The organism is Nocardioides sp. NPDC057772, assembly GCF_042798075.1.
GTDB lineage: Bacteria > Actinomycetota > Actinomycetes > Propionibacteriales > Nocardioidaceae > Nocardioides.
In genome coordinates, this window is record NZ_JBHVKN010000143.1 from 1 (window position 1) to 13,144 (window position 13,144).

Consider the following 13,144-nt stretch of genomic DNA (forward strand, 5'->3'; position numbering starts at 1 on the left):
CGTGAACTGCTCAGAGCTTCAACGAAACTCGACAGGTCTGTCGCGTCCCCGACCGCAAGGAGCCCGTCCAAGACGGCGGCCTCCGTCCTGCCCGGAAGGCCTCGGGGAAGCTGTGCTCGATACCAGCCGGCGACGTCGAGGCCCCGCTTGCGGGCGCGGAAACGAGCAGAGTCGCGTACGCGCGGGACACGGTCCACGGCCAGCGCCAGCAGACGTTCATCAGGCAGCACGCCGTCCTCGACGGCCAGCACGGCTACCTGGCGGATCGTCGCAGAACGAGAATCCAGCAGACCGGCGAGACCTCTGGCATCCCGAGATGCCAGCAACCAGTCGGCGCACCAGGCCAGGATCAGCTGATCCGTCTCGGTGCGTGCGATCTCATGCAACCGCTCACCCGACAGCAGGCCGCTTCGATGCGCCAACTCAACGCCCCGTCGCCTGACCCGTCGCAGAGGCGACCTCATCATCGCCTCCACGAACGCCTCCCGACCGACCTCGGCTCGCAACTTCGACTCGACGATCTCGACCGCGTAGGGCCCAAAGCGCCGGTCGCGTCCGGCCAGAACGACGTCCATCACGCGCTCTAGATGCTCTGCCAGGTTGGCGTGCTGCAGAGACTCCGCCGCAGCCTGGCGAACCTGTGGCACATGATCGACGAGGCGTACGGCGAGTGCCGTGATCGCCAGTGGTCCGCCTACCCCGCGAAGCGCTCGCGCCGCCCTCTCCCTGAACCGTCCATCCGCATGCATGCTCGTGACTGTCGCGACGAATCCATCGGGTTCGTTCAAGCGCTCATCGAGCCAGCCTCGAATGCCGGAGACCGGCGTCTCGTGCTGATAGCGAAAGGTCCGCGCCGCCTGGTCCAGCACGACCCACTCCCTGCCGGACAGAGTCGTCAGCGTGGCCTGCAGTTCATCACGGTCTCCGACGCCGTCGACGACCGCGCGCGAAAGCGCGACCGCGAGATCGTAGGCTTCGAGCGGAGTCAGGGACATGGGCTGATCCTCGCTGATCCTGGACTACGCCTGCCATCCAGTTTCGCCAGCCTCATCAACGCCGCCCCGAGCAACGCAGAGCGGACCGTTGATCTGCGCGACGCCGCCACACGCTCGCAGAACGTGGCTATTCTCCCGGTCGTGCAAGAAATCTGGCGGTACGCCGACCGTGCCCGAACGCAGCTCGGCACTGCGGAGGCCCCGGTGATCTCGTACGCCGGGCTCTGGCTCCTGCTGGCTCTCGTCTCTCCCGCGGCCGATGCCGACGCAATCACCGGAGCACTCGGCCTTCCTCCGGAGGAGGCGCGTGCCGTCGCCGAGAAGCTCATCACCGAGCCACATCCGACCGTCGCCGCAGCACTTGGGGCATGGCTGGCCGACTGGGTCGTGCCGACGACGTCGCTGCCGGTGGATGTCGAGCCGCTGCCGGATCAGAAGACGCTTAACGCCTGGGCGGCGGAGCACACCCGCGGGCTCATCAAGACGATGCCGGTGACCGTCGATGACGACACCATGCTGCTGCTCGCCACCGCCCTGGTCACGACGCCGGAGTGGACCGAACCGCTCACAATCGAGGACGGTCACCTCGTACTTCGAAACAGCCTTCAGGCCATCGTCGAGACCTCGGCCGGCCCGGTCGCCGTGGCCCGTCCCGCCAGCCGCGACGGCGTCGACGTCTTCTCGGTCATCGCCGCCCCGGACGTGCCTGCCGACGACGTCTGGGTAGTGGTGGCCGAGGTCATCGAGCAGTACGCCTCGGGCGAGGCGACTCATTCGACTCATCCGGAAGACCTCGCCGACGGCCATGCATGGACGGTCAAGCGCGAGCGGCGCGAGTACGCTCCGCACGATGCACCCGAGCCGAACTCGGTCGTCTTCACTACGCGCCTACCAGCGTGGAACGCGGATGCCTCCCACGAACTGGACGCCGCGCCAGGCGTCACGTCGATCGCCGAAGGCATCTCCGCCAGACTGCCCGATCAGACCGGTGGCATAGAGTTCAAATGCGCCCAGAACGCGACCGCTGCGTACGACCAGAACGGCTTCGAGGCGGCAGCGGTGACAGCGATGGCATGGATGTCCGGCTCCGCGAGGCCCGGCTACGTCGAGCGCAAGATCCGCCACGTACAGGTCTCCTTCGACCGACCTCACGCGGTCATCGCGATCGCCCGTGGTGGAGTCTGGGACGGCATACCTCTCTTCGAAGCGTGGGTCACGCCCGAGATGTTCACACCTGCCGAGTTCGACTGAACCTCTGCACACCAGCCGGAGATGAAGGAACAGTTGATGCGGCTGTTCGACGCCACGGCAGACGCGGCGGGCCTGACACCCCGCGACAAAGCCATGATCGTGATCGCCCAGGCAGCGGTAGTCGGTGACGCCTACTGCGCCGTTGCTTGAGGCAAACGACTGACCGACTGGACCGACCCACAGACCGCGATCGCCGCGCTAACCGCAGACGATGAACCGTTCAGCGAGCGCGAACAGGCGCTGTCCTCTTAGGCACGCACCGTGGCCGCTGCCCCGGCACCAGCACACCGGAAGACAGCCAGCGTCTGCGCGACTCGGGGTTTAAGGAACGCAGATCGTGGCCCTGACCATCTACGCGGGGCCGCGCACCGCCTTCTCGAGCATCAACAGCGCTCTCGGCGCACGCCCGGGCACCGCCCTCGCGGACGCCCTCGATCCGGCCGTACGCACCGCCATCACCTGGGGTCGAGCGCCCGGATAACGGGGATCATCAATCCGCCCCACACCACCCACAATGACGCTTTCGGACAGCACCGCGGCGTGCCGACTAGCTCTGAGGTGGCATTCCTTGGTCCTTCGGTGTCCGATGCGCGTCGGCGCATGCTCGACGCGCGCGTCCGATTCCCGGATCCACACAACAGAGTGCAGGGCACCTCATTGCGGTTCCCGCCACGCCCCGGTCCAGTCGTAAAGCGGGGCTGTAGTGGCGTACTCGCGTAGGTAGGCAATCCGATCATCCTGGAGTCTCGCGATGGAGGATCCCTCAAACCTGCCGGCCTGGCCTCGCCATGTGCACTCGAAGCTCCACTCGGCCATCTGGATCTCACCAGCGGCGGCATGCGTCCTGATGTCCCACGCGTCGACACGGCCCCCGGCCTCGAACCACGTGTGCATCCACTTTTCCACCCGTCGCCGGCCCCGGTACACCGGTCCGTATGACTCGATCACGACGCAGTCATCGGTCAACGTGGCCAGCACGCCGTCGATGTCATGGCGTCGCCAAGCATCAATGTAGGCGTGCAACCGAGTCACCATGGAGCGACCCTAGCGGCAACGTTCCGACCGCCTCGCGGCTCTACGCCCGCTGACCATCCATCAAGCCGGCCTCTCCACGAGCCCCGCGAGCAGGTGCTCGGTGGAGCGCCAGAGCTCGTCCTGAGCGGCAGGGTCGGCGGCTGGGGCAGCGGGAGTGAGCTCACGTCGGCCCTTCTCGGTCACGTACAGCCCGGTTCGTCCGGCGTAGCGCGCATCGGTGGCGAGCTCGACGATGAGGCCCGCGCCGCCTGAAGGGTCGCCGATGCGCAGGGTTCGGAGGATTCGCTCGAGGCCGGCAGCGAAGGGAAGCTCTCGGCCGAGACCGGTGACGTTGAAGCCCGGATCCACGCAGTTGGCGGTCACGGTCGTGTCGGCGAGGCGACGGGCGAGAGCCAAGGTGAACATGATGTCGAGCAGCTTGCTCTGCCCGTAGCGCTCCGAAGATCCTCGGGCCGTGAACGGGCTGGTGTCCGTCAGGACCTCCGGGATGCGAAAGTCTCCGTGCCTGCGTGATGCTTCGGAGGCGACGTTCACCACGCGGCCGGCAGGTGACCGCAGGAGTGACGGCAGGAGCTCGCGGGTCAGTACGAACGGTGCGAGGTAGTTGACGGCCACCATCTCCGGGAGCCCGTCGACGGTCAACCGCGGCTCGAAGGCGTGCAGGCCCGCGTTGTTGATCAGTACGTCGATGCGTTCGTGTCGTGATCGGATCTCCTCCCCCGCTCTGCGCACGTCGCCGGGTCGCGCGAGGTCGGCCAGAACCGCCTCGGCCTCGACGGGCACCGACTCGCGCAACGACGAGATCGCCTGCTCGGCGCGCTGCGCGCTCCGCGCCACCAAGATCAACCGAGCACCCTCGGCGGCGAGCGATGCCGCGGCCAGAGCTCCGAGGCCGCTCGTGGCCCCGGTGATGACGATCGTCGGCGCTGTCGCCGTCATGCGGCACCGCCGGCGGAGACGTATTCGAAACGCTTGTCGACCATGACGCACCTCCTCGGCCTCGCGACCGATATAGTGGGAATATACCCATCACTATAGGTGCTAGTGGACATATACCCACTACTTAGGAGACTGCGTGAATCCCGCCACCAGGCAGCTCGGCCTCGAGATCAACGCGCTCCTCGGTGCGTCCCGGGCACTCACCGAGCGCTCCGCCGCCGCGTTCCACGAGGACCTGCGACCGGCCGCCTTCCACATCGCCCGCTGGCTCTACGCCTATGGGCCAGCCAAGCCGAGCGACGTGGCCGAGGCGGTGGCGATGGACCGGAGCTCGACCAGCGCGCTGCTCAAACGGATGGCGTCCCTCGACCTGACACAGAGCAGCCGTACGCCGGAGGACGGGCGCTCCATGCTCGTCTCGTTGACGCCGACCGGGCGCAGTCAGGTCGAACGAGCCCTCGCGCTGCGCCAGGGCGAGCTGGAGCAGCGCGTCGAAGGTTGGCCCGAGGCGGATCTGGCCGCGCTCGTGTCACTGCTCCACCGGTTCAATCGACCGCAGCAGCCGTCGGACGACTCGAACACCTGATGCGCCGAGTCGCTACGTGCGCGGCGACCCAGCAAGCCGGGCGAGGGTGCGGTCCAGGTCCTCGATGACCTCGGGCCAGGTGGCCTCGCTCGGCGGCTCGCTGTGGGCGAAGGTCCCGGCGAGCTCGAGGGTGATGTAGCCGTGGATGAGGCTGGACATCAGGCGGACGGCGTACGTCTCGCTGGTCTCGACCACTCCGTAGCTGCGGACCACGGCCAGGGCAATGGCGGCGTTGCGGCGGCCGGCGGTGATGGCGTCGTCCGTAGAGGGCGGGGCTGACTCGGCCTCCAGCGGAGGCGGGATGCGTTGGCGGGTGGTGGCGTCGTAGCGGCCGGGCGAGCGGCGGGCGAAGTCGCGGATGGCGTCGGCGTAGGCGACGAGGAGGTCGCGGGACTCCCCCGCAGACAGGGCGGCGCTGGTGGCGTCGGCGAGCTCGTCGAGGACGTACGCAGTGACGGCGGTGCGGAGGTCGGTTGCTCCGGTGACGTGGGAGTAGAGGGTCGGCGACCTGACGCCGAGGTGGCGGGCGAGGACGGAGATCGTGACGGCGTCGAAGCCAAGCTCGTCGGCGAGGTCGGCGGCGGCCGCGATCACGGCGGCCCGGTTCAGCCCTGGACGACCCATCAACATTCTCCCGAATAACGAGTTGCCTAACAGTTGTAGGAAATCCTAGCCTGATGAGCATGAAGCCGCTGACCGAGACCGACGTACGTGCATCGTTCGTCAACCTCACCAGGGGTGCGACCAAGCGCCTCAATCTCCCCGCTGACCTGGCCGAACGGCCGTGGGACGACCTCGACTACCTCGGCTGGCAGGACCCGAAGGCACCGCAGAACCACTACCTCGTCGCCGAGCACGACGGCAGGCTCTGCGGGGTCGCTCTCCGGGCTTCACGCGAGACGCGGGGCCAGCGGAAGACGATGTGCGCGCTGTGCACGACGGTCGGCGACGTCGCGCTGCTGGTCGCCTCGCGCGCGGGGCGCTCCGGGCAGGACGGCAACTCGGTCGGCACCTACATCTGCGCCGACCTCGACTGCTCCCTCAAGGCACGCAACAAGCGCAAGCTCGACACCCCAGTCGTCTACGAGACCCTCACCGTCGAGCAGAAGGTCGACCGGCTGCTCGGCAATCTCGACTCATTCGTGGCGAGGGTCCTCCGACCCGCGTGATCGCGACCGCCGCGCCGTCGCATAGGCGCGCGCTCGTAGCCGGCGGTGCCATCCGTAGATCTCGAGGCCGGGTGGGGTCGAGCGGGTGGGGTCGAAGGAGAGCATCGGGTCGCGGTCGGACTCGACGATCAGCTCGAGGGTCGCGAACGACGTCCAGTCCGTCCCGGACCGTGTCCACATCAGCTGCCACGTGGCCTCGTCGACGAGCTGCGCTCCGAGCCAGACCGGACCGGTGGGCGTGCGGTACGGGAGCAGCGTGTTGAAGAAGCCGTCGGGCAGACGCGTCCTGGGAGCCAGCAGGAAACGGGTCCATCGACCGTGACCTGTGGTGGCGAGCAGGAGGTCGGCGTGTTCGCCACCCGACGTGGGAACGCGAACCGCAAGCCCGTTGATGTCGGGCACCGGCTCCGGCAGGCCCACCGCGCGGGAGAGCCGTACCACCACCTCGTCCGACCCGCCTTCGTCGAGGAACGCCGCGCCCGTGGTGGCTCCCGGGTGCCGCCGCAGCACGGCCAGGTGCACCGTGCCGTGCGGGTGCAGCGGCTTGTCGGCTGGTCGCAGATGGGCGAGTACGCCAGTAGCGGTCTGCAACACACGGCCTACAACATCGACTGGATTCACGCGGTTCGCCTTCCTGAGGAGGGACGGCCCCATCGAAAGCGGTCGTGCAGGATGGCGGCACGGGCCGCGTTGCTGCCGGCTGCGCCGTGCACGCCTCCGCCGGGGTGGGCGGAGGCGGACCCGAGGAACAGTCCGGTGACACCGGTCTCCGCCCGCCCCATGCCGGGGACCGGTCGAAAGACCAGCTGTTGGTGGAGCTGGGACGTGCCGCCGCCGATCGCTCCGCCGATGAGGTTGGCGTCGAGGGCTTCGAACTCATGAGGACCGAGTACGCGTCGTGCGGCGATCGTGCTGCCGAAGCCGGGCGCCAGGCGCTCGATGCGTGCCTGCATGCGGTCGGCGAAGCGTTCGCACTCGCCCTCGTCCCATCGCCCGCGCAGCCCGTCAGGTCCCGCATCGCGCCGCACCGTCTGCGGCACGTGGGTGTAGGCCCACACCGACTCCGTACCGGCCGGCGAGCGGGTCGGGTCGGTGGTGGTCATCTGGCCTGCCAGGAGGAACGGAGCGTCGGGGATGACGCCGGTATACACCTGAGACAAGGACTGGCTCATCTGCTCCACCGAGTCGGCGACGTGGAAGGTGCCGGGCGCGTACGCGGGTTCGGTGAGCCATGGGATGGGCTTGTTCAGGGCCCAGTCGACCTTGACCGTGCCGGGGTCCAGCTGGAAGCTCGCCATGCCGGCGGCGACACGTCGCGGCACGTCTGCGGGGTCGAGCAGCCGACCGTACAGATGGGGCGCCGCGACGGCGGCGATCACGGCACGGCCGACCTTGATCCGGTCGCCCTCACGGGTGCGTACCTCGGTGACGCGTCCGTCCTCGACACCGAGGCGGGTGACCTCGGCACCGCAGCGTACGTCGCCACCATGCTTACGGAAGCGGCGCTCCAGCGCGGCGGCGAGCATGCCGGCACCGCCCTCCGGGACAGGAAAGCCGACGGTCTGGCCCAGCATGGCGAGCAGGAGCCCCATCATGCCGGAGCCCGGCGAGTCCAACGGGATGTCGGCATGCCCGGCGTTGCCGGCCAGGAGCAGACGCGCACCTTCGCCCCCGAAGCGGTTGCGGGCGAGGTCTCCGGCCGGGGTGAGCAGCGTACGCACGGCCGCCAGGCCTCCTGCACGACGCAGGGCGTTGAGCAGGTGAGCCCCCGGCCGCAAGGGCGGGAACGGGGTCAGCAGAGCGTGTACGAGGGGTTCACCGAGGTGGTCCCAGAGGCCGCACAGCTCCAACCATGCGTCACCGTCGCCGGCGTGCTGGGCATCGAGCAGCTCTGCGGTGACGCGTCGGTCGCGGTGCAGCAGCGCCCAGCTGCCGTCCTGCAGGGGGTGACCCAGGACAGCGGGGGCATGCCTCCATCGCAGCCCGTACTCGTCGAGGCGGAGACCGCGAATGGTGGGCGATGCCGCCGCGAGCGGATAGAACGCGCTGAAGGTGTCGTGGACGAAGCCCGGGTGGACGTCCTCGGAGCTGCGGACCGCCCCGCCTGTGGTGGGCTGGGCCTCGAGCACCAGCACCGACCAGCCCTTGTCGACGAGCAGGTTGGCCGCGACCAGGCCGTTGGGTCCGGACCCGACGACGACCGCGTCGTAGGACGCATCACTCATGGGCGGCGTTCGACGATGAAGGCCAAGCGCCGGAGAGCCTCCACGTTTCGCCACGTGAGAAGCGGATCCTGCACCAGCCGTGGGATCAGAGCGCCCGGGCCGGCGACGGCCTGCTCTCGGATCGCGATCTCGGTGTCCTCGCCTGCCGGCTCCACCGTGATCTCGACGTGCGCGGCGCCTACGGGCCAACCGCGCGCACGGAGCAACAGCCTGCTCCCGGGATCGCACTCGAGCACCTCGGTGCTGTCGTCGAGCAGCAGCGGCCAGACGCCGACGGAGTGGTGGAGCTGAGCGCCGACGTTCGGCCAGTCCTTGTCGGCATCACGCAGTCGAGACGCGCCGACCACCCAGAGCGGGTAGAGCCAACCGTCCGAAAGGACGTCCCACACCTGCTCGGGTGTTGCGTGGACCAGCCTGTGATTTGTGCTCATGGAGACGTCCTCGGCGGCTCGGGGTCACTGGACCTAGCGGTACCCCTCCCCCGGCGCGTTATGCGGACGGCCAGGTTGCGGACGACTCCCAGGGCGGCGTTCCCGCGGCCGCCGCGCATGGCGTTCTCGCCTCTCATGCTGGTCAAGACGTTGCCCGGATGTGGGTCCACGGGGCGGGTCAGGTCGGTGAGCAGGAAGCCGAGGATCGGCGCGACCACCCGGTCGTGGAGGAGGGGAACCGCATGCCCCAGCCGTATCACCTCGCCGGCCACGCTCAGCTGTGGCCTGCCACGGCCGCGGTCGACCCGGCGCAGGATCTGTCGGGCTGTCCGTTGGGGGCTCGAGACCGGAGGCGGAGGCCGACCCTCATGACCGATGACACTCGCGGCATGGCGATAGATCGGGGTGTCCACGCCCGCGGGCGCGACGTACACGATCGCGACGTCAGGTCGGTCGCGGTTCTCCAGGCGCAGCTGATAGGCCAACGCGCGTACGCCCCACTTGCTGATGACGTACGGGCTCATCGAGGGCGCCGTGATGTGGCCGAGCACCGAGCCGACCAGGACCAGCGTCCCGCTGCCCTGACTGCGCAGCACGGGCACCACATGACGGGCCACGTTGACCGAGCCGAGGAGGTTGGTACGCAGCACACCCTCGAAGAGCTCGGACGGCAGGGACTCCGTGCGACCCAGCGCAACCACGCCCGCGCAGTGGACGACCGTGTCGACCTGCCCGTGTCGCTCGAGCACCGCCCCGACACACTCCCGCACCGCATCGTCGTCTCCCACGTCGAGCGGCACCACCATGGTCGATGCGGCGCCCAACCGCACACACCCACGAGCAGCGGCGTCCAGCGGCTCACGACCCCGGGCGACCAGGACGAGGTGGTCGCCGCGGGTGGCGGCGAGGCGCGCGACAGCCAGACCGATCCCGCTGGACGCTCCGGTGACAAGGGTGGTCGCCATACTCCGACGTGGTACCCGTGGACGACGACTTCATGCGACGACGCTCTGCGCCGACGCAGCCGTCCGGCTCAGCACTCGATGACGTTGACGGCGAGGCCGCCGCGGGAGGTCTCCTTGTACTTCACCTTCATGTCGGCGCCGGTCTCGCGCATCGTCTTCAACGCCTTGTCGAGGCTGACCTTGTGGGAGCCGTCGCCGTTGAGAGCGAGGCGAGCGGCGTTGATCGCCTTCACGCTGGCGATGGCGTTGCGCTCGATGCACGGGATCTGCACCAGGCCACCGACCGGGTCGCAGGTGAGGCCGAGGTTGTGCTCGATGCCGATCTCGGCGGCGTTCTCGACCTGCTCCGGGGTTCCGCCCAGCACCTCGCACAGCGCACCGGCGGCCATCGCGCAGGCGGAGCCGACCTCGCCCTGGCAGCCGACCTCGGCGCCGGAGATCGAGGCGTTCGTCTTGCAGAGGATGCCGATCGCGGCCGCGGTGAGCAGGAACCGGACGATGCCGTCCTCGATCGCGGCCTCGTCCAACCCGGCCTCGGGTGCCACGAAACGTACCCAGTAGTGCAGGACGGCGGGCACGATGCCGGCCGCGCCGTTGGTGGGGGCGGTGACGACCCGGCCGCCCGAGGCGTTCTCCTCGTTGACCGCCAGGGCGAAGAGGTTGACCCAGTCCATGACCCGGAAGGGGTCCTGGGCACCGGCCCCGGAGGCCAGGTCGCGGTAGAGCAGCGGCGCCCGGCGCGGGACCCGCAGACCACCAGGAAGTACGCCGTCGCTGACCGGATCACGGTCGCAGCCGGCCTGCACGCAGGCTGCCATCACCCGCCAGATCTCCAGGAGACCGGCACGGATCTCCTCCTGCGTACGCCAGGTCAGCTCGTTGGCCAGCATCAGGTCGGAGACCCGAAATCCCTCACGCTCACAAGTGTCGAGCAGCTCGGCACCGGTGGCGAACGGGAAGCGTACGGGCGAGCGGTCGGGGACGACCCGCGCGGCGCCCGAGGCGTGCTCGTCGACCACGAAGCCGCCGCCGACGGAGTAGTAGGTGCGCTCGCGCAGCACCTCCCCCGCGGCGGCGTACGCCGTGAACACCATGCCGTTGGGGTGGCCCGGCAGGCTGGCGCGGCGGTGCATGACCAGGTCGGTGACGCTGTCGAAGCGGATCGGGCGGTGACCGCCGAGCGACAGCTCCCCTGACTCACGGATGGCTGCCACCCGCCCGGACGACGCCCTCGTGTCCACCGTCGCCGGCTCCTCGCCCTCGAGGCCGAGCAGCACCGCACCTTCCGAGCCGTGTCCGTGCCCGGTCGCGCCGAGCGAACCGAACAGCTCGGCCTTCACCCGCGCCACCTCGCCCAGCAACCCGTCGGCGACGAGGCCGTCGACGAAGGTCTTCGCGGCGCGCATGGGCCCGACGGTGTGCGAGGACGACGGGCCGATGCCGATCGAGTACAGGTCGAAGGCGCTCAGTGCCGTCGCGACGACCGTGGATCCGCTGACGTCAGCGGTCACGTCGGTTCACTCCTCGATCAGGGCGTCGTAGGCCGCGGCGTCGAGCAGCTCGGGGGTGCCCGAGACGCGCATCTCGAAGAGCCAGCCGGCGCCGAACGGGTCGCTGTTGATCAGCGCCGGGTCCTCGACGACGGCGGCGTTGACCTCCAGGATCTCGCCGTCGGCCGGCGCGAAGATGTCGCTGACCGACTTCGTCGACTCCAGCTCACCGCAGCTCTCTCCTCCGGTGATCTTGGTGCCCACCTCGGGCAGCTCGACGAAGACGATGTCGCCCAGCGCCTCGGTGGCGAAGGCGGTGACACCGATCCGGGCGACGTCGCCGCGGGTCTCGAGCCACTCGTGCTCGGCGGTGTAGGACAGGTGGGTCGGGTTGGTCATGGCGATGCTCAATTCTTGGATCGGAAGGGCTTGGAGTAGAAGGGAAGGTCGACGATCTCGGCGTCCTCGCGGCTGCCGCGTACGTCGACGTGGACCTTGGTGCCGGCGGTGGCGAGGTCGGGCCGGACGTACGCCATCGCGATCGGATGCCCGAGGGTCGGTGAGGGCGACCCGCTGGTGACGACGCCGATCTCGTCGCCGGTGGCCGGGTCGACGACGGCGTAGCCGGCCCGCGGGGACCGGCGCCCGGCGGCCACCAGGCCGACGAGCACGCTGCGCGGGCCAAGGTCCCGGCGTACGGCCAGGGCGGCATCGCCCACGAAGCCGTCGGGCTTGTCGAAGGAGACGACCCGGCCGAGGCCGGCCTCGAAGGGCGTCGTCTCGCGGTTCAGCTCGTTGCGGTAGAGCGGCATGCCCGCCTCGAGCCGGAGGGTGTCGCGGCAGGCGAGTCCGGCGGGCTGCAGCCCGTGCGGCGTACCGGCTTCAGTGAGAGCCTCCCAGACCGCGACGGCGGCCGAGGGTGCGCAGTAGATCTCGAACCCGTCCTCGCCGGTGTAGCCGGTGCGGGCGAGCAGGACCTCGGCCCCGGCGATGGTGCCGGCGTCGATGGCGTAGTAACGGAGGGAGGGGACGTCGAGGTCGGTCAGGGCCGCGACGATCGCCGCCGAGGCGGGGCCCTGGACCGCGATCAGCGCCCACTCCGCGGAGGCGTCGTGGACCGCGGCGTCGAACCCCTGGGAGCGCTCGGCCAGCGCCGGGGCGACCGCGTGGACGTTGCTGGCGTTGGCGACGACCAGGTAGCGCTCCTGCTCGAGCCGATAGACGACGAGGTCGTCGATGATGCCGCCGTCCTCGGCGCAGATCATCGAGTAGCGGGCGCGGCCGATGCCGATCGCCGACGGGCGGCCGACCAGGGCATGGTCGAGCGCTCGCCCGGCCTCCGGGCCGGTCACCTCGATCTCGCCCATGTGGGACAGGTCGAAGAGCCCCGCGGCGGTACGTACCGCGTGGTGCTCGGCGGTCTCCGAGCCGTAGCGGACCGGCATGTCCCAGCCGGCGAAGTCGGTGAACGAGGCGCCGAGCGCCTGGTGGATCTGATGCAGAGGGGTAGGGACGGATGAGCTCATGTGTGCGGGAGGCTCCCTGGTGGTGGGTGCCCAAAGCGGCACCCGTGGACGGGTGACCTCCCCGCTCTGTCATCGCTACCTGAGAGCTTCACCGCCCGACGGGGGCGGTTTGCACCGTGGGTGCAGGACCGTCGGATCCTGACTTTCCAGAGGTCGCCTCACCACAGCGGTCATGGGGCCTGAGAGATTCTGGGGAGGTTTGCTCCTTCGGCGCCTCGTCCGGGATGGACGAGGACTCTCCCGCTGCAGTTCGAACGGCGGATGTGAAGTTGTGCGGCAAACCTAGGTCTGGCCACCCCGGCCGTCAAGATGCGGGCCCCGCGGCCGACCCGAGACCCGCTAACGGGAACTGTTCTCACCGGTTCTACGATGGCTCGGTGCCACCGACCACCGCCAGCACCCGCGTTCCCGTGGTCATCCTCACCGGCCATCTCGGGTCCGGGAAGACCACGCTGCTCAACCATCTGCTGCGCCAGCCCGGCGCCCGGGTGGGCGTGGTCGTCAACGACTTCGGGGACATCAACGTCGACGC

17 protein-coding genes and 1 riboswitch are annotated in these 13,144 nt (G+C 69.3%); of the genes, 6 read left to right on the plus strand and 11 right to left on the minus strand.

The window, feature by feature from the left end; genetic code table 11:
• A partial coding sequence (locus ACFVJS_RS20010; protein WP_378883906.1) for a hypothetical protein occupies positions 1–995 on the minus strand: 995 nt, incomplete at its 3' end.
• 141 nt (positions 996–1,136) lie between these two features.
• Here ACFVJS_RS20010 and ACFVJS_RS20015 point away from each other — a divergent pair.
• From ACFVJS_RS20015 to ACFVJS_RS20025, 3 genes are all read left to right on the plus strand, one after another.
• The gene (locus ACFVJS_RS20015; RefSeq protein ID WP_378883908.1) at positions 1,137–2,246 is read left to right on the plus strand and encodes a hypothetical protein; all 1,110 of its coding nucleotides are present in this window, start codon (positions 1,137–1,139) and stop codon (positions 2,244–2,246) included.
• 21 nt (positions 2,247–2,267) lie between these two features.
• Complete coding sequence (locus ACFVJS_RS20020; protein ID WP_378883911.1) at positions 2,268–2,396, plus strand: hypothetical protein; 129 nt, start codon at positions 2,268–2,270, stop codon at positions 2,394–2,396.
• Positions 2,397–2,583: 187 nt separating this feature from the next.
• The gene (locus ACFVJS_RS20025) at positions 2,584–2,727 is read left to right on the plus strand and encodes a hypothetical protein (protein ID WP_378883914.1); all 144 of its coding nucleotides are present in this window, start codon (positions 2,584–2,586) and stop codon (positions 2,725–2,727) included.
• A gap of 173 nt (positions 2,728–2,900) precedes the next feature.
• Here the strand turns inward: ACFVJS_RS20025 and ACFVJS_RS20030 are convergent, their stop codons facing one another.
• Complete coding sequence (locus ACFVJS_RS20030; RefSeq protein ID WP_378883916.1) at positions 2,901–3,281, minus strand: nuclear transport factor 2 family protein; 381 nt, start codon at positions 3,279–3,281, stop codon at positions 2,901–2,903.
• 60 nt (positions 3,282–3,341) lie between these two features.
• Positions 3,342–4,220, minus strand: coding sequence for an SDR family NAD(P)-dependent oxidoreductase (locus ACFVJS_RS20035; protein WP_378883919.1), 879 nt, complete (start codon positions 4,218–4,220; stop codon positions 3,342–3,344).
• Between the two features lie 136 nt (positions 4,221–4,356).
• Here ACFVJS_RS20035 and ACFVJS_RS20040 point away from each other — a divergent pair, with 136 nt between their 5' ends.
• Complete coding sequence (locus tag ACFVJS_RS20040; protein WP_378883922.1) at positions 4,357–4,806, plus strand: MarR family winged helix-turn-helix transcriptional regulator; 450 nt, start codon at positions 4,357–4,359, stop codon at positions 4,804–4,806.
• Positions 4,807–4,818: 12 nt separating this feature from the next.
• Here the strand turns inward: ACFVJS_RS20040 and ACFVJS_RS20045 are convergent, their stop codons facing one another.
• Positions 4,819–5,430 carry a WHG domain-containing protein gene (locus tag ACFVJS_RS20045; RefSeq protein WP_378883924.1) on the minus strand — a complete coding sequence of 204 codons (612 nt, stop codon included), beginning with the start codon at positions 5,428–5,430 and terminating at the stop codon, positions 4,819–4,821.
• Between the two features lie 59 nt (positions 5,431–5,489).
• Here ACFVJS_RS20045 and ACFVJS_RS20050 point away from each other — a divergent pair, with 59 nt between their 5' ends.
• Positions 5,490–5,975 (plus strand): FBP domain-containing protein, encoded by a 486-nt coding sequence (locus tag ACFVJS_RS20050; RefSeq protein WP_378883926.1) that lies wholly within the window; start codon positions 5,490–5,492, stop codon positions 5,973–5,975.
• Here the strand turns inward: ACFVJS_RS20050 and ACFVJS_RS20055 are convergent.
• The 7 genes from ACFVJS_RS20055 to gcvT all read right to left on the minus strand — a co-directional run bounded on the left by ACFVJS_RS20055 (position 5,943) and on the right by gcvT (position 12,612).
• Positions 5,943–6,566 carry a hypothetical protein gene (locus ACFVJS_RS20055; RefSeq protein ID WP_378883929.1) on the minus strand — a complete coding sequence of 208 codons (624 nt, stop codon included), beginning with the start codon at positions 6,564–6,566 and terminating at the stop codon, positions 5,943–5,945. The two genes, ACFVJS_RS20050 and ACFVJS_RS20055, sit on opposite strands and share 33 nt — an antisense overlap.
• Before the next feature lie 26 nt (positions 6,567–6,592).
• Complete coding sequence (locus tag ACFVJS_RS20060) at positions 6,593–8,200, minus strand: phytoene desaturase family protein (RefSeq protein ID WP_378883931.1); 1,608 nt, start codon at positions 8,198–8,200, stop codon at positions 6,593–6,595.
• Positions 8,197–8,631, minus strand: coding sequence for an SRPBCC family protein (locus tag ACFVJS_RS20065; protein ID WP_378883934.1), 435 nt, complete (start codon positions 8,629–8,631; stop codon positions 8,197–8,199). The genes ACFVJS_RS20060 and ACFVJS_RS20065 overlap by 4 nt, the downstream gene beginning before the upstream one ends.
• On the minus strand, positions 8,628–9,596 hold the full coding sequence (locus tag ACFVJS_RS20070; RefSeq protein ID WP_378883936.1) for an SDR family NAD(P)-dependent oxidoreductase: 969 nt from the start codon (positions 9,594–9,596) through the stop codon (positions 8,628–8,630). Before ACFVJS_RS20070 ends, ACFVJS_RS20065 begins: the two co-directional genes overlap by 4 nt.
• Before the next feature lie 68 nt (positions 9,597–9,664).
• Positions 9,665–11,107, minus strand: a complete 1,443-nt coding sequence (locus ACFVJS_RS20075; RefSeq protein ID WP_378883938.1) for an L-serine ammonia-lyase — start codon at positions 11,105–11,107, stop codon at positions 9,665–9,667.
• A 6-nt stretch (positions 11,108–11,113) separates the two neighbouring features.
• A complete protein-coding gene (gene gcvH / locus ACFVJS_RS20080) occupies positions 11,114–11,485 on the minus strand; it encodes a glycine cleavage system protein GcvH (RefSeq protein WP_378883940.1) in 372 nt (123 codons plus the stop codon).
• Between the two features lie 8 nt (positions 11,486–11,493).
• Positions 11,494–12,612 carry a glycine cleavage system aminomethyltransferase GcvT gene (gene gcvT / locus ACFVJS_RS20085; protein WP_378883942.1) on the minus strand — a complete coding sequence of 373 codons (1,119 nt, stop codon included), beginning with the start codon at positions 12,610–12,612 and terminating at the stop codon, positions 11,494–11,496.
• A gap of 157 nt (positions 12,613–12,769) precedes the next feature.
• A riboswitch (glycine riboswitch) is annotated at positions 12,770–12,865 on the minus strand.
• Between gcvT and ACFVJS_RS20090 the strand changes: the two genes are divergently transcribed.
• Positions 12,837–13,144: GTP-binding protein (locus ACFVJS_RS20090; protein WP_378883944.1), on the plus strand; the 308-nt coding region annotated here is incomplete at its 3' end. Its footprint overlaps the riboswitch before it by 29 nt.

Excerpts from the sequence above, each read along its gene's own strand:
- ACFVJS_RS20020 (WP_378883911.1), top strand. The coding sequence starts at position 2,268 with ATGAAGGAACAGTTGATGCGGCTGTTCGACGCCACGGCAGACGCGGCG.
- ACFVJS_RS20030 (WP_378883916.1), bottom strand. The coding sequence starts at position 3,281 with ATGGTGACTCGGTTGCACGCCTACATTGATGCTTGGCGACGCCATGAC.
- ACFVJS_RS20035 (WP_378883919.1), bottom strand. The coding sequence starts at position 4,220 with ATGACGGCGACAGCGCCGACGATCGTCATCACCGGGGCCACGAGCGGC.
- ACFVJS_RS20045 (WP_378883924.1), bottom strand. The coding sequence starts at position 5,430 with ATGGGTCGTCCAGGGCTGAACCGGGCCGCCGTGATCGCGGCCGCCGCC.
- ACFVJS_RS20050 (WP_378883926.1), top strand. The coding sequence starts at position 5,490 with ATGAAGCCGCTGACCGAGACCGACGTACGTGCATCGTTCGTCAACCTC.
- ACFVJS_RS20060 (WP_378883931.1), bottom strand. The coding sequence starts at position 8,200 with ATGAGTGATGCGTCCTACGACGCGGTCGTCGTCGGGTCCGGACCCAAC.
- ACFVJS_RS20065 (WP_378883934.1), bottom strand. The coding sequence starts at position 8,631 with ATGAGCACAAATCACAGGCTGGTCCACGCAACACCCGAGCAGGTGTGG.
- ACFVJS_RS20070 (WP_378883936.1), bottom strand. The coding sequence starts at position 9,596 with ATGGCGACCACCCTTGTCACCGGAGCGTCCAGCGGGATCGGTCTGGCT.
- gcvH (WP_378883940.1), bottom strand. The coding sequence starts at position 11,485 with ATGACCAACCCGACCCACCTGTCCTACACCGCCGAGCACGAGTGGCTC.
- gcvT (WP_378883942.1), bottom strand. The coding sequence starts at position 12,612 with ATGAGCTCATCCGTCCCTACCCCTCTGCATCAGATCCACCAGGCGCTC.